Origin of the sequence: Microbacterium sp. M, from assembly GCF_045181065.1 — a bacterium.
Lineage (GTDB): Bacteria > Actinomycetota > Actinomycetes > Actinomycetales > Microbacteriaceae > Microbacterium.
The window spans coordinates 421,917-443,344 of the sequence record NZ_CP173721.1 but is presented as its reverse complement, the minus strand read 5'-3'; the positions used below and the strand labels follow the sequence as shown (position 1 = coordinate 443,344).

Sequence of the window (21,428 nt, the reverse complement as noted above, 5' to 3'; positions counted from 1 at the left end):
CCGTGCTCGGTCGGCCCTTCACCGTCAGTATGCTCCGAGATCCACCCAGGGACCGGATGGATCTCCCGGTTGCTGGTTGCGGGTCCACCACTCGGCTCGGAAGGCGTGCCCGTCGTGCGCCACGATCTCGCCGCCGGTGTAGACCCAGGATGCGGTCCAGGCGCGCACCTCGTCGCCGGCGTCGACGACGAGCGCTCCCTGTTCCATCCACGATCCGGTGACTGCGCTTCCGGGCACCTCGCTCCTCGACCACCATTGCGCGACGTAGGTCTTCCCGTCATGCGACACCTGATCGCCGGCGCCGTACGTCGCCGCGGCGTCCCAGGCCGGCGCGGGAGTGCCGACTGGCTTGACGCTGCCGAACAGACGCAGTTCGGCGACCCCGAGGATCTGCCCGTTCGCGATCCGCACGTAGCGGAACGGTGCATCCCCGTCGACCTGCCACTGCTGCCAATCGAGCGTCTTCACCGGAACACGAGGCGTCAGGCGCGTCCACGTCTGCAGGTCGTTCGACCCCTCCAGCCGCATGTCGGCGATCCGCGACATGCCATAGCCGTCCTGCCGCACCAGCAGTTCGGCTCCCGTCAGCGAAACGACCTGAGCCGCACCGAAGTCCCACAGGTTCCCATAGATTCCCGCGTTCAATCGGGTATCCGAATGGGTCGCAGGGTCGCCGTCCAGCATCCGCGCGGCGTACTGCGTCCATGCCGAATCGATCTGCCCGTCCGGCCGCAGCGACGCCGCGGCGCGGAACGCGTCGTCGATCAGACCGACGTCGCTCGACAGGTACAGCTCGGATCCGTCGGTGGTCGCGAAGATTCCGTCCGCCGGCCCACCATCAGGGTCCCGGAACTGCACAGCGAACGAGACCGCGCCGCCGGTCTCGGCATCTGCGGGGATCGTGGCCGTCGCCAGCCATTCACCGTCGGCAGGCGAGGTCACCTCCGCCGGAATTCCGAGCACCGTCACCGCGACATCGGAGTTCTCGGCGGGGCCAGCCAGGTGCAGCTCCACTCGATCGTCCGCGACGACGCGACCGGCGACGGCATCCGGTGACGAGATGCTGACGGTGTCCATCGAACCAGCGGCCTCGCTGCGTACACCGTCGATACGGATGTCGGCGATGCTCCACAGGCCGGGATAACTCGGGTCCGACGGCACCCCGGGCTCATCGACCTGGAACTTCAGGAAGCGGTAGCGTGCCTCGCGCACTTCGGCGCGCACATCGACCCATTCCATCTCGGCGTCCTGGCCGGCACTCGGATGCTCGGTCAGCAGCGTCCAGCTCGTCCCGTCGTCGGAGCCGTAGACGTTGGTCCCCTCCGAACGATTCGCGAAGGTGTCCCTGGCCTGGAATCCGAACCGGTCCGCGCTGACGCGGAACCCGGGTCCGAAGTCGAACGCGATGCTCGCCACGCGCTGATCGCCCCAATGGGTCTGGTTGTCTCCGTCGGTCAGCGCGATCAGCTGCGCGGTCGCCAGCGGTGGTGCTGTGACCAGCGTCCGATAGTCGAGCGAGCCGTCCGACAGTTCCGGATTCAGCAGCACCAGACCCGCCACGGCTTCGCCGAGCCGGTCCAACAGCGCGGCGAACTCCGCCGCATCCGTCGTGCCCGCCTCCTCGACGGCCTCGTCGCGTGCGGCGCTCAACGATGCCCAGCTCGCCGCGGTGTAGTCCGCCTGGTCGCCGACTTGCGCGTTCCACGTCTCGATCGCCGCTGCCCTGGTCTCGACGACGGTGATCGCGATCGGCAGAGCGGTGATGGTCGTCCCGTCCGATGCTGCGGCGACCATGTTCACGGTGCCGGTCTGCTCCGGCGTCCACGAGATGTCGGCTCCGTTGAGCTCAGCGCCCGCCGGCGCATCCTGCAGTGCGAGCGAGATCGTCTCACCCCCGCTGTCCGTCGTCTCGAGCCCCCGCGTGAGCGCCTCGCCGGCAACCGCGACGATGTCGAGGGCGGGCGCGTCCGCGAACTCCGGCGGGGTCAGCGTGCCGTTGGCCTGAGCGAGCACGCCCGCCACGTCGACGCGTGCGTCCGAGCCGTGCGCTCTGAGGAACACGATATTGTCGCCCACAGCTCCTGGCGTCTTCGCCTGGTCGAGATCCATCCACACGTATCGCCACGCACCATCGGTGTCCGGGACGACGACCTCGGCGAACGGCTCGTCGGCAGACGTCCGCGACACCTCCAGCCAAGCCACGGCGTCGCTGCGGACCCGCACGCCGACCAGAGACCGCGTGCTCCGATCGCCCCAGACCGCGCGACGGACCGCGACCTGCGCGTCCTCCGCGCCGGCGTCCAGACGAACGAATGCCGTTCCGTCGGCATCCTCCTCACGCTGCGTCCCACCTCCCAACGGGATGCCGAATTGTTCGACCGACAGCTCGGCACCGTCCCCGACCGGCGCGACGGTGTCCTCCGCCTCCGCGAGTTCCTCGGGGAATGCGACCCAGTACTCGGCTCCGGTGTAATCCGACCCGCGGTCGTTCCAGAAGTTCTGGATACCGGTCCCGTAGTAGTAGAGCGGGCCGTCGCGCTGCTCGTACAGTTCGGCGACGTGGGGGGCTTCGGTCTCGACGTCGACGCCGGCGACGTAGCGATACTGCAGGTATGTCTCGCTGAGCGGATCCTGCAGTCGCCCACGATAGGCCTGGGAGAGGGAGCCGCCCTCGGTCGCCGGGACGTACGGAACTTCCTCACCCATCATGAACGCGTAGAACGTGTCCGCGCCGTCGAGGATGCGATGGTCCAGGAAGTCATAGGGAGAGACGGCGCCCTCGGCATCCGACACCGTGCCGTGCACCGGATCGAGCTTCGTCCCCTGCGTCTCGACGATGCGGGCGAGCGCGACCAGGATGTCGACGTCTCCCTGGCCGTGCGCCTGGTCGCGCAGCATCTCCATGTGCTGGATGAAGCTCTCGCCGGTGGGGTTCGCCGGATCGTCAGCGGGAATCTCGCGGAAGAGTTCAGCGAGCGAACCGTTCACGTTCCCGCCGTACAGGTCGTGCTCGCTCTCATAGCCGGCATTGACGGTGAACCATTCGACGCGCTCGGCATAGAGGTCGGCGTCGTCGAGGAAGATCGCGGCCGCGACCATCCCGATCACCCCGTAGAGATGCTGGTTCCACAACCTGTTCTGCGAATAGAGGAAGGTGTCCATCACGGGTCGGACGAGGTTGTCCTCGATCCGCTGCTGATCCTCGGCCGTCCACCGCAGGTCGTATCCGTCGAGTTCGGCGTTGACCGGCTCGGTGCCGCGGATCACCTCGGCGGCGATCAGCATGTAATACAGCGGGACTCCCGTGTGGATGTGCGCGTCGCCGAAGTACGCGTATTTCTCCGGGTCCAGGCTGCTCCAGGTCCGCAGGACGTGGAGCGCATTCGCGCGGTATCGCTCATCACCGGTGACGACGTACTCCAGCGCCTGCGCCATCGCGCCGAGGCTGTCCCTCAGGGCACTGGACCGCATGCCCGCACTGGCGTAGGCGTCGTTCTTCGGCAGGTCCGTGCCCGGCTGAGCGTTCTCGGCCCGGAAATCCACGGCCGCGTAACGCGTCTGCGTCATCGCCTCGTGATAGCTCGACCATGGCTCGACACCGGCGAGCACCTGAGTGCGCATGTTCCCGAGCTGACCGGCGGTGAAGCCGATGCCCGGGTGCGTGAAGCCCGCGTCGCTGACGGTCGTGACGATCTCCGGCGGCGCCTCGGCCGCGGTTGCGGGCTGCGTCGCCGTCACAGTTCCGCCGAGGACGATGAGCCCCGCAGTGACGGCGCCGATCACCCGCCGTATCGCGGGTCGTTCGTGGATCTTCATCGATCTCTCTCCCTTTCCGTGAAATGCGCGCTCACTCCGGTGAAGTCAGCGCTCCACCCTCGACCGTCGAGGTCGTCGGCACGAACGCCGAGGAACATCCCGGTGAATCGGAGCCGTGACCCGTGGTCGTCCGAGAGCGTCCAGGCCGGATAGACGCCCGGAGCATCGACCCATCCTTCGTCACCATCGATCGCACTGATGTCGAACCGCAGTTCAGGCCCGTCCACCCGGGCACGCATCCGCAACGCTCCGTCCGGAACGGCCACGGGGGCCGATCGGGTCGTGCCGTCTCCATCTCGACAGACCACCCGCACGTGCCGCCCCTGCTCGGTATCCCAGCCCAGTTGAAGCCAGATCCAGCCTCGGCGGTCGTACCAGGCGATCAGTCCGGCCAGCTCCCGCGTGGACGTCGGCTGCGCATCGATCACGGTCGCGAAGACTGCATGGTGTTCCTCGACACGGGTCACGATCATCGACTGATCGAAGACGGATGCCGGTGAATGACCGCCGCGTAGGCGCAGCCATCCGGGTCGGCTCGCCAGGTCGACGGTCTCGGGCATCGGGGCGACGCGCAGCGTCGACCAGCGCGTGGAGTCCAGCGTTTCGTCTTCGAACTCGTCGGTCCACGACGTCTCGCCCACCTCATCCGGTCCGGCGAAGGCATGATGTCCGCCGTCGGCCAGCCGCAGCCAGTCGTCGTCGTCGAACACGACGTGCTGAAGGCAGGTCTCCCGACCGAGAGTGCTGTACCGCTCGCCGAGATGCAGCGTCGGCCGACTGGCCAGATGCACGAGCATCCACTCGCCGTCCGGCGTCTGGACCAGTTCACCGTGGCCGGCCTTCTGCAGCGGGATGCCGGGGGCGTCGCGGCTCGTCAGCACGAAGGGCTCCGGGTCGCGTTCGTATGGACCGGTGCGTTCCCGCGAGCGCGCGACCGTGATCGCGTGATTCCACCCGGTGCCGCCGGCGGCGAGCAGCAGGTAATACCAGTCGCCGATACGGTACAGGTTCGGCCCCTCGACGAGGGTGGGCTCCTGGTACAGCAGGGCGGCATCTCCCGATGTCCGCCCCTCATCGGGCAGGTACTCCTCGAGCACGATCCCCGCGAACGATGGGTGCTCCGGCCGCTGGTCCCACTGCACGCCGGTGATCCAGTGCGTGCCGTCCGCATCGTGGAAGAACGAGAAGTCGAACCCGCGGGAACCCAGATGGACCGGTTCGCTCCAGGGCCCGTCGATGCTCTCGGCGGTCACGAGATAGTTGTCGATGTCCTTGTCGTCGCCGTCCATCGTGCGGACGATCGAATACGCCAGCCAGAACTTCCCGTCCGCGTGCGTGAGGCTCGGCGCCCACACGCCTCCCGAATCGGGGATGCCGCGCAGGTCGAGATCCAGCGCATGCCCGACGACCGTCCACGTCCGCAGGTCCTTCGAGTGATGCAGCCGCACCGCCGGGTGGTACTCGAACGTGCTCGTCGCGATGTAGTAGTCCTCGCCGACGCGCAGGATCGACGGGTCGGGGTTGAAGCCCCGCAGGATCGGGTTCCGAAAGGATGCTGTCATCGCGCGCTCGCGAACCCCGGCACCTGCTCGAACGCATGGAAGGGCTCGCCCGCGACGTAGCGGGCGACTTCGTCGACGACGTCGCGCCCGAGGCGGTGCAGCTCGTTGCCGGTGGCACCCGCGATGTGCGGTGTGAGGATCACGTTCGGCAGGCTCCACAACTCATCGTCGGCAGGCAGCGGCTCCGGATCCGTCACGTCGAGGATGGCGTCGATCCGGCCGGTGCGCACGTGGACGCGCAACGCCTCGTGATCGACGAGAGATCCGCGGGCCGTGTTGATCAGGACCGCTCCGTCGCGGAGCAGCGCCAGTTCGGGGGAACCGATCATGCGCTCGGTCTCCGCGGATGCCGGCGCATGCAGCGACACGATGTCGGACGCCTCCAGAAGCTCGTCGAGCCCGACCTTCTGCGCACCGAGCGTCGTCACTTCGGTCTCGGACGCATACGGGTCGTAGACGAGCACACGGAAGTCGGTGGGCATCAGCAGCTGCGCGGTTCGCCGGCCGATCCGTGAGGCTCCGATGATGCCCACGGTGCGGCCGAAGTTGCCCGTGTCGGCGAGCTCGCGTTCGCGGTCGATGAAGACGCGCCCATCCCGATAGAGCTGCTCGGCATAGCGTGCCCGCTTGCCCGCGAGTACGATCGTGGCCACCGTGTACTCGGCGACGGCCTGCGCGTTGCCCTCGCCGGCGTTCGTGAAGCCGATGCCGCGCCGGGCGGCTTCCGCCGTGTCGAGAACAGCAGAGGCCGATCCGCCGGCGAAGACCACGGCCCCGAGCCGCGGCATCCGGTCCATCAGGTCGGCATCGATGCGCGGACAGCCCCACCCTGCGAGAAGGATCTCGGCATCGGCGAGCCGCACCAGCGCGTCTGCGCTGGTGAAGTCGGTGAGCACATCGCCAGGCAGGTCGACCAGCTCCTCCAATCGCGACCGATGCGGGCCGAACAGGTTGTCCATCAGCGCGGGCGGGTTCATCGCTGCCTCTGCGCGCGGGCGAGCCGTCACGTCGTCATCTCCTCGAGGTTCCATTCATCGCGCCAGACCAGCTCCGCGCGACCGTCTTCGATCCGCAGCGGCAGCCACACGGGTGCCGAGGATGCGAGGTCGTCGCGATCCCACCGGTCGCCGAAGTAGACGTGCCCACCATCCACCGGCAGCACGACGCTGACCTGCGAGTCGAAGGTGCGGCTGCCGGCCGGTGCGAAGTCCTGCCACGTCGACCAGGGGCCTTCGAGCGCCGTCGCCGTGGCGTACTTGTTGTCGTTGAGATCCCACCCGGTCAGATCCGATCCGAAGAGGTAGTAGACGCCGCCGTGCTTGACGAGGGAAGGCGACTCGTACCCGATCTCGGGTCGATCCTGCTGACGCAGCGTCGCCACGATGGCCTCCACGCCGCAGTAGTCGTCCCGCAGGCGATAGATGTGCAGACCGTTCTCACGGTCTTCGGAGAGGAGATAGCCGACGCCATCCTCCTGGTAGACGCCGATGTCCCGGCTGATATTGCCGAGCGGACGCTCGCTCCCGAGGTACTCGTACGGTCCCTCGGGCCGGTCGGCGACGGCGTATCCGACCTTCGCCCCCGCGTAGTCGGCACTCTCGACGTGCAGGATCAGCACCCACCGTCCATCCGGCCGTTGCAGGGCCTTCGGGCGCTCGATGATGCGGTCCGGTGCGAGGTCCTCCGAGCGATAGCACGCGACCGCGGTGAACCGATCGCCGGCGATCTTGTCCTCGCCCCACGCGTACCAGTGCTCGCCGACACGCTGGATGCCGATGCCGTGGAGCTGGGCGACCCGCCCACGGTCGTCGATGAAGAGCTCGCCCGTCCGGATGCCGGCGCTCATGCCCGTTCCTCCCTGACGCGGAACACACGAGCCCCGACCCCCGCGCTGGTGTCGATGCGGATGCCATCGCTCGCGTGATCGAGGGTCCACGAGGTGTCGCCCTCGGGAAAGAGCTGCACGACGTCGCCGGTGATTCCCGGCAACTCGATGGAGCGGACGTCGTCCGCACGGTCCCAGACGAACAGCAGCGCTTCCGCCCCGCCGCGCAGTCCGAGGCACACAGCATCGTCCTCCCAGCCGGGGAGACCGAGCGGCCAGAACGGCTGCGAATCCGCAAGACTGCCACGCAGCTGCTTGTGCAGCGCGACCGCCTCGGAGACGAGTTCCCGCTGTGCATCGCGCAGCTCGCCGAGGAAGCCCGAGAGATACAGCCGGCCGCTGAGTCCGGTCACGAGCGTGAACGCTGTCTCGGCGTCCGTCATCCCAACAGCCGGGTACGCCCAGTTTCCGCACTGCTCGGGCAGGATCGATGCGGGCGCGGATGCCGCGATCGGCGGATAGAAGCGGAAGTCCTGCTGATCGCTGGTGGACTGCAGGTGCGTCCGCGACAGGAACGCATAGTCTGCACGCATCGCGCCCGAGGCGCAGTTCTCGATCAAGAGGCCGGGATGCCGCGCCTGCACGCCGTCCAGCCATTCGCCGAAGGCTCTGACGTGTCCGAGCAGTCCGTCACCGGCCGCGGTCGCGAGCCCCTCGGTACCTGCGCCCGGGTTGATGTTGTAGTCCAGCTTCAGGAAGCTGACCCCGTAGTCGTTCACGAGACGATCGACGGTCTCATCGAGATGGGCGCGCGCCGCCGGGTGACGGAAGTCGAGGTGGTATCGGTCGTGCTCACGCACCCGGGTGCCGAAGCGGCGGAAGAACGCGTCCTCCGGGAGCGCCGAGGCTGCGGCGCTTCGAACACCGACGACCTCCGGCTCCAGCCAGAGACCCGATCGCATGCCCGCCACGTGGATCTCGTCGATGATCCCGCGAAGGCCACGGTCGTCGAAGCGACGCGTCGCCTCCCGCCATTCCCCGACGGTGTCCCACCAGTCGCCGATCTCCGGATCGGCGAACCACCCGGCATCGATGCAGAACACCTCGGCACCGGCATCCGCCGCCGCCGAGATCAGGGGGCGCAGCGCTGCGGAACTCGGCTGCCCCATCAGCGTGTTCATGAAGTCGTTGTAGACGATCGGAAGTGCCGATCCGTCTGGCCGACGTGTCGCCCGACGATGAGTCGTGAGACCGGCGAACGCCGTCTCGATGTCTGCACCGACGGCGAGCGCGACCGGAGCCGTGACGAAGACGTCGTCACCGGACAGCGTGTGGGCGAACTGGTGCTCCAGATCCGTCGGACCGAGGAGCGAGACCGTGAGGCCGTCGAGTCCCTGACTGATGTCGACGTGCCAGCCGGCGCCGCTCTCGATCTGCCAGGCGACGGTGTCGCCGGAACCATCGACGAGTGCACCGACGGGCAGATGCTCTCCCGTCGGCCACGCACCGTGACTGGTGAGCGACGCGTGCCCTCGCCCATCCTGCGCATGGATGGGAAGCGAGAGCGGAGGAAGCTCGTCGGTGAGCGGTCGCCGGTGCCAGCGGTTCTCTGCCAGCCATTCGCTGCGGGCGGTCAGCAGGTCGTAGGCCGAGCCCGCGTCGGCGTTCTCTCCCAGGCCGAGGGTGAGCGAACTGACGGCGGTCACGACGACCGGGTCGGTGGTCGCCCGGACGATGTGCTGCACGCGCAACGCCGTTCCCGAGAGCGTGAACGAGCTCGTCACCTCGAGTCCGGTGCGCACGTCGCGCTGCACGATCGTCACGGCATCGGCACCGACCTCCGAGTCGATGGGCCGCAGCCGCGATCCGACGGCCGAACGGACGTACGCCTGGCTCGTCCGCGCGCGTTGCTCGGCTGCGGTGAAGATCTCGACGAACGGCACGGCACGGCCGTCGATCACCGAGACCGTCGCAGGTCCGTCGTTGTTCCACCCGACGATGACGTCACCGAGCCGGGCGGTCATGCGCCCACTCGCTCGTGCGCGCTCGCGAGCCCCAGCGTGCGGTTGCAGATGACGGCGCCTGCGGCGGCGAGGGACGGTGCGGAGAACCACGCGACCGCGCCCACGACGGGCAGTGTGGTCGCGAAAACAGCGATGCCGGCGAGCAGCAGCCACGTCAGCGCGAGATGCGGACGCAGCAACGCGGCACGTCCCGCGGCGACCGCGAGCACGACACCGCGCAGCTCCGTTCCCTCGGCGACCAGGAAGATCGAGGAGAGCAGCACGACCGCCGCGACCGCGGCCAAAGCGGCACCCACCAGGAGCACCCCGGCGTCCGCTCCGAGAAGTGCGACGTCGTATCCGAGCACGAGCACGCCGGCGACGACGGCGAGTGCCGACGCCCAGCGGGTGCGTACGGCATCCGCGAATGATCGCCAGAAGACGCGCCATGCCTGGGCGCTCGCGCCCCGAGTCAGCAGCCGATCGGCGGCGACGACCAGTGCCTGGAGCGCCGGAGCGAGCGGCAGCAGCGACACCGCCCCCAGCCACAGCGCGAGGTGCGTCAGCTGCCACCCCACCAGCGCCTGGAACACCAGCGCCGGCATCAGGCACGCGACGAAGGAGGCCGAAGCGAGGAAGTACTGGAACACCGTAAGCAACAGGGTGGCGACGGCACCGTCGTAGCCGAGAACACGGCCGATCTTCGAGGTCGTCACCGCGCTCATCCCTTCACCGCCCCGACCGACATGCCCTTGATGAAGTAGCGCTGGAAGCCGGCGAAGATCGCGATCGACGGGATAATCGCCAGGATCGCGCCGGTGTAGATGAGCTGCCACTGCGAGGTGAGCAGTCCTACCATGCGGTTGATCGCGACGTTGATCGTTCCGGCCGACGACGAGTCGAGGAATACCAGCGGGATGAAGAAGTCGTTCCACAGCCCCAGCGCCTGGATGATGACGAAGGCGCTCGTCACCGGCATCAGCATCGGGAAGACGATCAGCCAGAACGTGCGCAGGCGTCCGGCGCCGTCGACGTGCGCCGCTTCCTCGACCTCGACCGGGATTCCCTTGATGAAGCTGCAGTACAGCAGGATGCCGAAGCTCGCAGCGCCGCCGAGGTGCACGAGGATGACGGCGGTCAGAGTGCTGTACAGACCCACTTCGTTGAAGCCCTTGACCAGCGGGATCATCCGGACCTGGAAGGGGATCATGAGTCCGGCGATGAACAGGACGTAGAGGAACCGTCCCGTCCACCCCCCAACCCGCTCGATGCCGTACGCGGCCATCGGAACGATGGCGACGAGAAGCACCACAGTGCCGACCGTGATGATGAGCGTGTTCAACAGCGCCTCGGCGTAGTCGGTCTGCTGGAACAGCGCGATGTAGTTGTCCAGAGTGAACTGCGTGGGCAGGCCCATCGGGTCGATCGTGATCTCCGAGTACGACCGGAACGACTGCAGCAGCGCGTAGATGACGGGGGATGCCACGGCGATCACGAGAATCGACAGGACGATCATCACGACGATCTCGCCGATCGACCATCTCTTCTTCTCGCGCGGAGTCCGCGTCTTCTTCGGCAGCACCTGCGCGCGCGTGGCGTCTGCAGCACTCATGCTTGGATCTCCCTCTTGCGCATGTAGGCGTTCGCTCCGACCGTGCTGATGATCACGACGAGGAACAGTACGACCGCAGCGGCCGAACCGAACCCGGCCCGGTACTCGCCGAAACCGACCTTGTAGATGAAGAACGCCATGGTCTCGCTCACGAACCCAGGACCGCCCGCCGTCAGCACCATGACCTGATCGAAGATCACCCAGCCGGCGATCATCGCCAGCGTCATGTTGACCGTGACGGCCCCGGCGATCATCGGCCACGTGACGTTCCAGAACACCTTCCAGCTGCCGGCCCCATCGATGCGCGCTGCCTCCAGCAGTTCCTGCGGCACCGACTGCAGGTTCGCGAGGTAGATCAGCGTGGTGTTGCCACCCAGCGTGAAGCAGGTGATGAACAGGATGACCCAGACGACGATGCTGCTGTCACCCAGCCAGTCGCGCGCCCAATCGGGTAGTCCGAGGTCGCGCAGCATCGTGTTGACGATGCCGAAGTTGTAGTTGAGCAGGTACTTCCAGATCGTCGCCATGATGAACGCGCTCACCAGCGCAGGCAGATATACGGCGGTGCGGAAAAGCCCTTGGGCGTGGTTGAGCCTGTCGAGCATGAGAGCGACGACCAGCGCGATCACGTTGATGACGAGTGCTGAGCCGAGCCCCAGGATGAGGGTGTTCTTCACCGCGTTCCAGAAACGGTCGCTGGACAGGATGTCCTCATAGTTCCGGACACCGACGTAGTCGTACGACTCGCTGATGCCGTCCCAGTTCGTGAAACTCAGCTGCACGGACTGCAGGGACGGGATGATCACCATCAGCAGGTAGATGATGAGCGCTGGCACGACGAACCCGACGAGTACGAGTCGCGCCCGCGTCGCGACGCGCAGACCGCGCCTCCGTGGTGACGCGGGCGGAGCCGCATCCGGTGCGCCCTTGAGTGGCTGTTCTCCGGTGAGCAGTGCTGTGGCGCTGACGATGCCGGCACCACCCTCCATCGAGCTCTGGTCGCTCATGTGTCCTCCTACGAGCACGGGATATGGACGGATGTCGGGGGTCCGAGCGGCGACATCGTCGCTCGGACCCCTATGGCGACAGACTCAGCCGGCTGCTGCGACCTGTGCGTCGAGCTCTGCCTGCGACTTCTCGATCATCTGGTCGATCGTCGTCTGCTTGTCCTGCATCTCGATGCGCGACTGGCGGAAGAAGGTGTTGAAGGCACTCATCGTGCTGAGTTCGGGCTCGTTCTCGTACCAGACGAGGTTCGGGTTCTCCAGCAGCGCGAAGTAGTCAGCGGCGCCCGGGATCGAGTCGTTCTGCGTGACCTCATCCGACTTGACGATGTTCGGCGACAGCCAGCCGTTCTCCTGCATGAGGTTCGCGGCATCCACGGAGTAGAAGTAGGTCAGGAACTCCACCGACGACGCCATCACGTCCTCGTCCTCCGCCGCCTGCGAGGAGATCGCGAGACCGCCTGCGGTGTCGCCGATCGGGCTGTTCTTGAGCACGTAGATCTTGCCGTCCTGCGCCGGGATGATGAACATGCCGGCGTTGAAGTCCGGGTCCACCTTGCTGATGTCCATCAGTCGGCCGAGTCCGGCAGAGGACGTCGCCATCACGGCTTGATCGTTGACGAGGAGCGTCGTGGTCTGGGCATCCGCCGTGGACTGCCAGCCCTGCAGCAGGAAGTTGTCGGTGATGTACTGCAGCTGCTCGAGCGGCTCGCGGAGGTCTTCGACTCCCGCGCCGCCATCAGCGGCGACGTTCCAGAACCCGCCCTGGTCGCCGTACTCGGCGAAGGTCGGCGCGGCAAGCGGCTTCCACAACTGGTCCGCCGGCCAGACCTCGGCAGCGGCCGTGGCGAGCGGAACGTCGCCGTTCGCCTTGATGTCCTCCATGAGCGAGATGAACTCGTCGTAGGTCGTGGGTACCTCGAGGTCATGCTCTTCGAAGTAGTCCTTGTTGTAGACGACGTTGATACCGATCTCGCCGTTGAGGGCGCTGTAGGGCAGCGTGTAGACGTTTCCGTCGGCAGCGGCGGCGAACGCCTCCGGCTGCAGCAGATCAGTGACCTCGGTCGGGATCGGCGCGAGCTTGCCGGCGTTGACGTACGTCAGGGTGTCTCGCATGTCGACGATCGCCGGCCACTTCCCCGTGGCGTCTACGGTCTTGAGCGCGGTCGCGTAGTCGCTGCCGGCCGGCAGCGGGTCGAGTTCGACGACCGTCGAGTCGCTCTGCTCGTTGAAGTCGGCGACGAGGGCGTCGACCGTGCTGTTCCACGTGTCGTCGCCCGTGGCGTAGAGGAATCGGATCGTGGTCTTGTCTCCGGCAGCACCGGCGTCGCCTGCACTGGAGCAGCCGGCGAGCGCGAGCACCGATACGGCTGCCGAGACGGCGACCAATGCGACCCGACGATTCGTCGGACGCATCATTGCGTGTGTCATTGCATCTCCCTTGATCATGGGCCGTAGCGGCTCCGTCAAGGGGACTGTAACTCACGCGGCGAACGCTTTCCAAGCAAAATGTGAAACTAGTTGCATTACGATTGGATATCGGCCAGAATCGACACGACCGACGTTTGCCGTGCCCACCCAGCGTCGTGTCGCCATGCCTCATTCATTGATCGCGGAGGGCGGCGCCGACCGGCGCGAATCGCGTCAACGACTGAGTCGCGTCAGAGGGCGACGGGAATGCGCGAGGTGAGCAACCCGGCATCCACGAGCGAGCGCTCCAGGGCGATCATCGCGATGCCCGAGGCGACCGGGTTGCCGCGCACGGTGGACACCTCGAGGGCGAGCGCCGTGCCGGCCCGTCCCGGCGACTGCTCGCGCATCCGCTGCGCGGCCGGCGGCAGCAGCAGGTCTCCCAGTGCCCACGTCGTCCACCCGGTCAGCGTGATGACCTCGGGATTCACGATCGCGACGAGGTCGGCGAGCGCCGAACCGAGGTAGTAGGCGGTGCGGGCCACGGTCTCGCGGGCCGCGGCATCCTGTTCCGGCTCGGCCACCGCGGCGGCCAGCGCCATGATGAAGTCCCGCTGCATGTCGACATCGGCGAGCGGATGCTCGGGGGCGAGCTCGCGCAGCGTCTGCTGGATGCCTGGCACACCGATGTACGCCTCGACGCAGCCCCGACGCCCGCAGCGGCACAGTCGTCCGTCCAGCTGCAGCAGCGAGTGCCCCCACTCGCCGGCGGAGTTCGTCGAGCCGCGCAGCACCCGGCCCTCCAGCACGATCCCGGCACCCACGCCGGTGCCCAGGTTGACGGTCGTCATGCTCGACGCCGACCGCCCTCGGCCGAGCCAGAGTTCGGCGGCGACCATGGCCTTGAGGGGGTTGTCGATCACGAGCGGAAGGCCGACCCGCTCGCGCAGATGCTCCAGTTCGACGCTGCGCCACTCCCAGTTCGGGACGACCACGGCGATGCCGGTGGGCTCCTGGATGAGCCCGGGAAGCGAGATGCCGACGCCGAGGATCCCCTCGCGCGCGACGCCTGCCTGTACGAGCAGATCGTCCAGCACCAGCCCGATGGCTTCGACGATGGAATCCGGATCCAGCAGATGTTCGTCGTGCGCGCGCTCGATCTGCGTCAGCGGATTCAGCGACGCGTCGAACATCACGCCGCGCACGTAGGTCTCGGCGACGTCGAGTCCGACCACGCGGCCACGCTCGGCGTTGATCGCGAGCACGGCTGTCGGCCGCCCGACCTGGCCGGCCGTGGTCTTCGTCTCGACGATGATCCCGCGGTCGATGAGCTCACCGGCGATCGTGACCACGGTCGCCGCACTCAACCCGGTCTTGTGCGCGATCTCGTTCCGGGTCGTCTCCCCCGTCGACAGCACGGCGTGCAGGACATCCACCATCGAATCGCTGCGGATGTCTCTCGACGTCCGCCGCGGCATCGCACCCCTCATAGCTGAACCGTAACAGCCTCGATGCCGGTCCCGCTGATGCGAATGCTGGCCTGCTCCCCCTGGCGCACGTAGGCGATCAGCCGCCCATCGCGCGTGCGGCGCTCCAGGCTCCGGTAGGCCGTGACGTCGGCGAGATCGCCGTTCTCGAGACCGAGCAGCGCGCCGCCGCGCACCTCGACCGCGATCGTCGCCTCCGTCGAGCCGATGGAGCCGTCGCTGTCGAGCAGCGCGCACTCGATCTGCGCGACGTCGTCGATGTCGATGCCGGCGGCGCGGCAGCGCCGGACCGCCTCCTCCGGTGCCCGCCAGAGGACAGCATCCAGCCGCGCGGGTGAGCCGGCGGGGCGCAACTCGTCCCGCGCGACCACGCGCCCGGCGGCGGACACCTCCAGGCTCAGCTCCGCAGCGGATGCCGGGGCCACCGCCCTCCAGTAGCCGCCGTCGCCGTCGAACTCGAGCGGCACGTGCACGTCGTCGACGATCAGCTTCGGGTCGCCTCCGCCGACGAAGGCGACCACCTCGATCACGCCGTCCCCGGCCGCCCACCGCCGGGAGACCGGATGCCGCCAGAACACCTTCCGACCGGCATCCGGTTCGTGCGCGCGAACGACGAGACGGGCTGTCGGCTCGTCCGACCACCAGCTGCGGCGCAGGTGCCACTCGTGCTTCGGGAAGCCGGCGAGAGTCAGCAGACCGGCCCCTGAGCCGTGGACCGGCCAGCCGTGCGCCTCGCCGAGGTAGTCGATCCCGGTCCAGAGGAACTGACCGGCGATGCGCACGTCGTCGGTGACCGCACGCCATTCGGCGTACCCGTGCCAGTTCTCGCTGCCGAGGAACGGCTTGTCGGGGAAGCGCTCGTGACCCTCGGCGTAGAGCTGCTCCTTGTAGTTGTAGCCGACGACGTCGAGGTCGTCGAGCAGGCCGGTCCGTGCGGAGAGCTCGGGGAAGGCCGCCGCAAGCGTGACCGGACGACTCGGGTCGGCGTCGCGGACGATCTCGCCGAGCCGGCGGCCGATCGTCGTGAGTCGGCGGATATCCGGACGGCTCGGGTCGTAGAGGCGCTCCTGAGCCGGCTTGTTCGCATCGTTGTTGCCGGTCATCTCCTGGAAGAGCGGGCTGGCGTAGGGGTCGTTCGGGTAGTCGACCTCGTTGCCGATGCTCCAGGCGATGATCGACGGATGATTGCGGTGCGCGCTGATCATGTCGCGCAGGTCGCGTTCGTGCCAGAGCGGGAAGTGCGTGGCGTATCCCTCGTGCTTGGGCGGGTACACGTTGTGCCCCTGCCACCACTTGTTCTTCGGGCTCTCCCACTCGTCGAACGCCTCGTCGATGACGTAGAAGCCGAGCGCGTCGCACAGCGCGTAGAGGGCCGGATCGTGCGGGTTGTGCGCCATCCGGATCGCGTTGCAGCCCATGTCCTTGAGAGCGAGCAGCCTCCGAAGCCAGACCTGAGCCGGCACTGCGACGCCGAGGCATCCGGCGTCCTCGTGCAGGCAGACTCCTCGGAGCGTGCGCGGCTCGCCGTTGACGAGGAGCCCTCGGTCCGCCGTGAAGACGATCGAGCGGATGCCGACGATCTCGGTGCTCTCGCTCCGACCCCGCCCGTCGGCGGTCCGCCAGCTCACGATCGTCGTGAGCCGGTACAGCGACGGCTCGGCATCCGACCAGAGCTCGGGGTGCGGCACGCGGCCGTCGACGACGAGATCGACCGACGCTCCGGCCGACACCTCCAGATCCTTCTCGAACACGTGCTCGTCACCGGACGAGAGCGAACGCAGCTCGTGCCGGACGCAGGCGGTCGCCGTCTGCTCGAGGTCGTTCACCACGGTCTGCGCGATGCGGATGAGCGCTGACTCGACGGTGACGTCCGCGACGGTGAAGGCGGTGCTCTGCGGTGCGACCCTGATCGGACCGTGCACCTCCAGCACGACGGCACGGGTGATGCCAGAGCCGTTGTACCAGCGCGAATCCGAGATCTCCGTGCGATCCACCCGCACGCTGATGACGAGGTCGTCATCCGGCGCGTAGGAGAGGATCTCGGTGAGATCGAACGAGAACGGCACATGACCGTTCGGGCGACCCCCGAAGTGATAGCCGTTGACCCAGACGTCGGCGTTCTTGTACACGGCGCCGAAGGACAGCCGGAGGTGCGCGTCCTCGGAGAGGTCGAGCGCGCTCAGCGGTACGTGGGCGCGGTACCAGCCGACGCCGCCAGGCAGATAGCCGGTGCCACTGGAGTGCTCCGGCGCGAAATCCTGCTCGACGCTCCAGTCGTGCGGGACGACGACCTCGCGCCAGGTCGTGTCGTCGAACGCCTTGGTCCATGCTTCGCGGTGATCCGCGAGCGCGAAGCGCCATCGCTCCACGCGGTGCGCCCGTGCCCCGCTCACGCGGCGACCGCTGCGGCGGTGTAGCGGGCGAACACCCTGGTGAACACGACGGCGTGAACCACGGCAAGACCTCCGAAGCCGATGAGAAGCCAGAACAGGCCGTAGCCCGTGACCTGCGGGGAGAACACGGTCACCACGATCGCCAGCACGGTGATGGCGAGCACCGCGAGTGCCGCGAGCGGATGACGCAGCCCGATCAGCCGGGCGTTGCGGAGCACATCGCGCGTCGTGTCGTCGAAGGTGGCGAGGTAGGGGAAGACGAAGAGGATGGACGTCGCCGCCACGAACAGGAGCACGTACCAGGCCGCGAGCAGCACGAACTGCAGCACGGCGTCGGTCACGAGCTGCGTCACGACGAAGTACCAGGCGGCGAAGGCCCCGCCGATCGCGGCGAGCAGCAGCGCGATCACGGTCGACTGGCGGAAGTCGCGCCGGAACGCGGTGAAGTAGTCGCGGGTGATGGAGTGGTCGTTGCCCGACACGATGCGCAGGGCTGTGGCGTTCAGCGCCGTGAGCGATGCCCCGATCGTCACGATCGGCAACGACGTCGCGATGAACAGGATGTTGAGAATCATGACGTCCGCGATGCGCGTGAGCGTGCGCATGAGCGCCGAGTCGGCGGCGAAGATGCCTGGCATTGATCGATCCCCTCGTCGTGGAAGTGGGCGGAGCCGGGTGGGCCACTGGGGCCCACCCGGCTGCGCAGGTCAGCCGAAGTCCTGCTCCTCGGCCCAGGCGTCGATGTCCGCCTGGAGCGAGTCGCGGGCATCCTCGTAGCCGGCGTCGGTCAGTTTCTGCCGCATCTCCTCGATGGCGGCGGCAGGGTCGTCGAACTTGCCGTACTGCAGCTGCGGGATGTACTCCGACAGCACGGCGCCCATGGCGGCGAGCGTCGGATCGATCATGCTCTTGTCGATGATCAGCGTGGAGTACGGGTACTCCTTCGCGACCTCGTCGAGGGAGGCGTAGATCTCGTCCTTGTTCGGCGCCTCGGTGACCCGCTGCGGTTCGAACTCGTCCATGCGGCCGGCCCAGAAGTTCGATCCGAGCGAGTCCGTCGACGGGTCGTATCCCTCGGGGAAGCCGAGCATGCCGTCGTCGGTCATGACGTAGTCGGTGCCCTCGATGCCGAAGTTGAGCAGCTTGTAGAGCTCCTCGTCGTTGCGCAGCGCGTCGTACACCTGCAGCGCCTTCTCGGGGTTGCTGGAGTTCGCGCTGACCGCCATCGCACCGTGCGTGAGGATGTCCTTGTAGACGTTGTCGTTCTCCTGGCCCCAGTAGAACATCTTGGGGTCAGAGCCGGGCTGCTTCTTCGTCATGTTGTCGACGATCGCCCCGATGTACGTCTGGGTGTGGTGCTGGTCGGCACCGCTGAGTCCTGCGTAGAACTCCTCACGGGTGTCGCCGTCGTAGTTCAGCGCGTCCTCGCGCCAGACCCCGATCTCGTTCCACTCGCGCGCCAGTTCGGCCGCTTCGAGCAGCTCGTCGCCCTCCATGTAGACCGATGTGACGGTGGTGGGGTCGGATGCCGAGAGCTGGAACGGCATGTAGATGCCCGAACTCACGCCCTGAAGGGTGACGAGGTCGGTGTGGCCCTGCCAGTATCCGGTCAGCGCCGCCTCGTTCGCGCCGACGACGTCCCACGGGTACGCGTCCGGCTTGTTGTCCTTCACCCACTGGAAGTACGTCGTGAAGTCCTCGAACTTCGTGATCTCGCCGTTCTCGAATCCGGCCTCGGTGGCCCAGTCACCGCGGTAGAAGAAGCCGTGATTGGTGTACTGGGTGTAGTTGTCCTCCGGGATGAACATGATCTCGTCGTTCAGCTTCGTGAGATCCCAGTTGCCCTCGGCATCCACCTGCTCCCATGTCTTCGGGGCGTTCTCCTTGAGCATGTCCTCGGTGAGCGGCAGGAAGGCGCCCTTCTCGGCGTTCTCCCACGCGTACAGCCAGTCGGTGGCGGTGGTGATCAGGTCGATGTTGTCGTCGCCGGACAGCAACTGAACGTTGTACTGGGTCTGCCAGTCGGCCCACTCGACGTAGAAGAAGTCGAGGGTCGCGCCGACCTTCTCCTCCAGCTTCGGGTTGAGCTCCTCGAGCATGGCTTCGAGACGCCCGTTGGTGGGCTTGTTGCCCAGGACCAGCATCGTGATCTCGGCGGTCTCGCCGCCTTCGTCGCCGCCGGCTGGTGTGCAGCTCGCCAGCATCGCGGTGCTCAGGCCGACCGCGGCGACGGCCGCTGCGGACGTGAGGATCCTTCTTCTTTTCATGTGAGACTCCTTCGGCTCGGTGTGAGGGTGGTGCAGAGGATGGCCGAGTGGGCCGGGGAACGTCAGCGCGGGCGGGTCAGCCCTTGACTGCGCCGACCGTGATGCCTGTGACGAAGTACTTCTGGACGAACGGATAGAACAGGAGGATCGGCCCGGTGGCCACGACAGCGCTCGCCATCTTCAGGGTGTTGCTGGGCAGATCCGCGATGCTCACGTTCGCGCCGGCCACCGAGTTGCGCAGCGCGCTGGCCGTGTTGATGACGTTGTACAGGTAGTACTGCAGCGGTTTGAACTCGACGGTGCTGCCGAGATACAGCGACGACAGATACCACTCGTTCCAGTAGGCCAGCGCAAGGAACAGTCCGATGGTCGCGAGCGCCGGCTTCATCATCGGCAGTGTGAGCTTCGCGAAGATCCGGAAGTCTCCGGCGCCGTCGATCTTGCCCGACTCGACGATCTCGTACGGCACGGTCTTCATGAAGTTCTTCATGAGGATGATGAGCCACGGCGTCATCAGCAGCTGCAGGAAGACGGCGAGATAGGTGCCTCGGAGTCCGAGATCCCGTCCCACCCAGAGGAACGTCGGCGCGAGACCCGCGGAGAACAGCGTCGTGAAGTAGATGAAGAACGAGATGTGATTGCGGAACGGGAAGTCCTGCCGGTACAGCGCATACCCCGTCATCGCGATGACGAACAGGCCAATCGCGGTGCCGAACACGGTCATCGACACCGTGACGGCGTAGGCGCCGAGGATCTGCCGAGGGGACTGGAAGATCAGTTCGTAGGCCGCGAAGGTGAACTCCTTCGGCCACAATCCGAACCCGTCCGCACGGATGGCCGATTCGCTGGAGAACGACGCCGACACGATCAGCACGAACGGCAGCAGGCAGAACAGCGCGAACAGGGTGATCCACACGTACGAGATCCCGCGCAGCCAGCGATCGCTCGCCGACAGCTTGATCGCGCGCGGCTTGGGCGACCGGTCGAACAGGCTCTTGCCCTTCTTGGGAAGCAGCAGTGTCCTGGTCGCGCCTGTGTCGGAGAAGTCGGCGGCCGGTGCCGTCATGGTGACATCAGAAGAGGGCATAGTCCTTGTTCATCCTTCGCACGATCCAGTTCGCCGTCATGACGATGGCGAAGCCGAAGAGGGATTGGTACAGCCCCACGGCGGTGGAGGTCGTGAAGTTGTTCTGCGACATGACCATCCGGTACACGGAGGTCTCGATGATGTCGGTGGTCTCGAAGAGAGCGGCGTTGTTGCCGACGAGGTTCCAGAACAGGCCGAAGTTACCGCTCATGATCCCGCCGAGTGAGAACAGGAACAGGATGATGAACGTCGGCTTCAGGCTCGGCAGGATGACGTAGCGGATGCGCTGCCACGCGGATGCCCCGTCGATCTCCGCCGCCTCGAACAGCCCCTTGTCGATGCCCATGATCGCCGCGAAGTACACGATCGATCCGTATCCGGTGCTCTGCCACAGGTGGACCACGATGATGATGAGCGGCCAGATGCCGGCCATGCTGTAGATCTTGATCGGGTCGCCGCCGGTCTGCTCGATCAGCGTGTTCAGGGCGCCGGTGTCGTAGTTCAGGATGTTGAAGGCGATCACGCCGATCAGCACGACCGAGATGAAGTACGGCAGGAACATGATGCCCTGTGTGATCTTCTTGAAGAACTTCAGCCGGACCTCGTTGAACATGATCGCGATCGCGATCTGCAGGATGTTCCCGAACACGATGAACGCGATGTTGTACAGGATCGTGTTGCGGGTGAGCTCCCACAGCATCCCTGACTTGATCAGGAACTCGAAGTTCTTCAGCCCGACGAACGGGCTGCCGAAGATGCCGTCTCGGTAGTTGAAGTCCGTGAAGGCGATCCAGATCCCCGGGAGCGGTGCGTAGTTGAAGACCAGGAAGAACGCGATCGCCGGGACGCACATGAAGATCAGCATCCTGCTGGTCTTGATCTGCGCCCACACGGATCTGCGCCGTCGTGGTGCCTGCGTCAGTGCCATCCTCCGCCTCTCTGCGGTCGTGGCGTCAACACTG

15 protein-coding genes are annotated in these 21,428 nt (G+C 66.7%); all 15 read right to left on the bottom strand.

Annotated features, from left to right (window positions below):
- Positions 1 to 24 precede the first annotated feature (24 nt).
- The gene (locus ACI7YT_RS02120; RefSeq protein WP_406248716.1) at positions 25 to 3,816 is read right to left on the bottom strand and encodes a carbohydrate-binding protein; all 3,792 of its coding nucleotides are present in this window, start codon (positions 3,814 to 3,816) and stop codon (positions 25 to 27) included.
- On the bottom strand, positions 3,813 to 5,378 hold the full coding sequence (locus ACI7YT_RS02115; protein ID WP_406248714.1) for a glycoside hydrolase family 43 protein: 1,566 nt from the start codon (positions 5,376 to 5,378) through the stop codon (positions 3,813 to 3,815). Before ACI7YT_RS02115 ends, ACI7YT_RS02120 begins: the two co-directional genes overlap by 4 nt.
- Positions 5,375 to 6,385: a hydroxyacid dehydrogenase gene (locus ACI7YT_RS02110; RefSeq protein WP_406248712.1), complete on the bottom strand. Its 1,011-nt coding sequence runs from the start codon at positions 6,383 to 6,385 to the stop codon at positions 5,375 to 5,377. The genes ACI7YT_RS02115 and ACI7YT_RS02110 overlap by 4 nt, the downstream gene beginning before the upstream one ends.
- Positions 6,382 to 7,224 carry a family 43 glycosylhydrolase gene (locus tag ACI7YT_RS02105; RefSeq protein ID WP_406248710.1) on the bottom strand — a complete coding sequence of 281 codons (843 nt, stop codon included), beginning with the start codon at positions 7,222 to 7,224 and terminating at the stop codon, positions 6,382 to 6,384. Before ACI7YT_RS02105 ends, ACI7YT_RS02110 begins: the two co-directional genes overlap by 4 nt.
- The gene (locus ACI7YT_RS02100) at positions 7,221 to 9,227 is read right to left on the bottom strand and encodes a glycoside hydrolase family 36 protein (RefSeq protein ID WP_406248709.1); all 2,007 of its coding nucleotides are present in this window, start codon (positions 9,225 to 9,227) and stop codon (positions 7,221 to 7,223) included. The genes ACI7YT_RS02105 and ACI7YT_RS02100 overlap by 4 nt, the downstream gene beginning before the upstream one ends.
- Positions 9,224 to 9,922 (bottom strand): hypothetical protein, encoded by a 699-nt coding sequence (locus tag ACI7YT_RS02095; RefSeq protein WP_406248708.1) that lies wholly within the window; start codon positions 9,920 to 9,922, stop codon positions 9,224 to 9,226. Before ACI7YT_RS02095 ends, ACI7YT_RS02100 begins: the two co-directional genes overlap by 4 nt.
- 5 nt (positions 9,923 to 9,927) lie before the next feature.
- Positions 9,928 to 10,818: a carbohydrate ABC transporter permease gene (locus ACI7YT_RS02090; protein ID WP_406248706.1), complete on the bottom strand. Its 891-nt coding sequence runs from the start codon at positions 10,816 to 10,818 to the stop codon at positions 9,928 to 9,930.
- Positions 10,815 to 11,825 (bottom strand): carbohydrate ABC transporter permease, encoded by a 1,011-nt coding sequence (locus ACI7YT_RS02085; RefSeq protein WP_406248705.1) that lies wholly within the window; start codon positions 11,823 to 11,825, stop codon positions 10,815 to 10,817. The genes ACI7YT_RS02090 and ACI7YT_RS02085 overlap by 4 nt, the downstream gene beginning before the upstream one ends.
- Positions 11,826 to 11,909: 84 nt before the next feature.
- Positions 11,910 to 13,253 carry an ABC transporter substrate-binding protein gene (locus tag ACI7YT_RS02080; RefSeq protein ID WP_406248703.1) on the bottom strand — a complete coding sequence of 448 codons (1,344 nt, stop codon included), beginning with the start codon at positions 13,251 to 13,253 and terminating at the stop codon, positions 11,910 to 11,912.
- A gap of 230 nt (positions 13,254 to 13,483) precedes the next feature.
- Positions 13,484 to 14,722 (bottom strand): ROK family protein, encoded by a 1,239-nt coding sequence (locus ACI7YT_RS02075; protein WP_406248701.1) that lies wholly within the window; start codon positions 14,720 to 14,722, stop codon positions 13,484 to 13,486.
- Complete coding sequence (locus tag ACI7YT_RS02070; protein WP_406248699.1) at positions 14,719 to 17,112, bottom strand: glycoside hydrolase family 2 TIM barrel-domain containing protein; 2,394 nt, start codon at positions 17,110 to 17,112, stop codon at positions 14,719 to 14,721. The genes ACI7YT_RS02075 and ACI7YT_RS02070 overlap by 4 nt, the downstream gene beginning before the upstream one ends.
- Positions 17,109 to 17,750, bottom strand: coding sequence for a YesL family protein (locus ACI7YT_RS02065; protein WP_406248698.1), 642 nt, complete (start codon positions 17,748 to 17,750; stop codon positions 17,109 to 17,111). The genes ACI7YT_RS02070 and ACI7YT_RS02065 overlap by 4 nt, the downstream gene beginning before the upstream one ends.
- 69 nt (positions 17,751 to 17,819) lie before the next feature.
- The gene (locus ACI7YT_RS02060) at positions 17,820 to 19,379 is read right to left on the bottom strand and encodes an extracellular solute-binding protein (RefSeq protein WP_406248696.1); all 1,560 of its coding nucleotides are present in this window, start codon (positions 19,377 to 19,379) and stop codon (positions 17,820 to 17,822) included.
- 76 nt (positions 19,380 to 19,455) lie between these two features.
- Positions 19,456 to 20,466: a carbohydrate ABC transporter permease gene (locus tag ACI7YT_RS02055; RefSeq protein ID WP_406248694.1), complete on the bottom strand. Its 1,011-nt coding sequence runs from the start codon at positions 20,464 to 20,466 to the stop codon at positions 19,456 to 19,458.
- Entirely contained in the window at positions 20,453 to 21,394 is a 942-nt protein-coding gene (locus ACI7YT_RS02050) for an ABC transporter permease (RefSeq protein ID WP_406248692.1), read from the bottom strand. The genes ACI7YT_RS02055 and ACI7YT_RS02050 overlap by 14 nt, the downstream gene beginning before the upstream one ends.
- Positions 21,395 to 21,428 lie beyond the last annotated feature (34 nt).

What these genes read in the sequence shown, in the direction of transcription:
- ACI7YT_RS02120 (WP_406248716.1), bottom strand. Translation starts at nt 3,816, where the DNA reads ATGAAGATCCACGAACGACCCGCGATACGGCGGGTGATCGGCGCCGTC.
- ACI7YT_RS02115 (WP_406248714.1), bottom strand. Translation starts at nt 5,378, where the DNA reads ATGACAGCATCCTTTCGGAACCCGATCCTGCGGGGCTTCAACCCCGAC.
- ACI7YT_RS02105 (WP_406248710.1), bottom strand. Translation starts at nt 7,224, where the DNA reads ATGAGCGCCGGCATCCGGACGGGCGAGCTCTTCATCGACGACCGTGGG.
- ACI7YT_RS02100 (WP_406248709.1), bottom strand. Translation starts at nt 9,227, where the DNA reads ATGACCGCCCGGCTCGGTGACGTCATCGTCGGGTGGAACAACGACGGA.
- ACI7YT_RS02090 (WP_406248706.1), bottom strand. Translation starts at nt 10,818, where the DNA reads ATGAGTGCTGCAGACGCCACGCGCGCGCAGGTGCTGCCGAAGAAGACG.
- ACI7YT_RS02085 (WP_406248705.1), bottom strand. Translation starts at nt 11,825, where the DNA reads ATGAGCGACCAGAGCTCGATGGAGGGTGGTGCCGGCATCGTCAGCGCC.
- ACI7YT_RS02080 (WP_406248703.1), bottom strand. Translation starts at nt 13,253, where the DNA reads ATGACACACGCAATGATGCGTCCGACGAATCGTCGGGTCGCATTGGTC.
- ACI7YT_RS02075 (WP_406248701.1), bottom strand. Translation starts at nt 14,722, where the DNA reads ATGAGGGGTGCGATGCCGCGGCGGACGTCGAGAGACATCCGCAGCGAT.
- ACI7YT_RS02065 (WP_406248698.1), bottom strand. Translation starts at nt 17,750, where the DNA reads ATGCCAGGCATCTTCGCCGCCGACTCGGCGCTCATGCGCACGCTCACG.
- ACI7YT_RS02060 (WP_406248696.1), bottom strand. Translation starts at nt 19,379, where the DNA reads ATGAAAAGAAGAAGGATCCTCACGTCCGCAGCGGCCGTCGCCGCGGTC.
- ACI7YT_RS02055 (WP_406248694.1), bottom strand. Translation starts at nt 20,466, where the DNA reads ATGCCCTCTTCTGATGTCACCATGACGGCACCGGCCGCCGACTTCTCC.
- ACI7YT_RS02050 (WP_406248692.1), bottom strand. Translation starts at nt 21,394, where the DNA reads ATGGCACTGACGCAGGCACCACGACGGCGCAGATCCGTGTGGGCGCAG.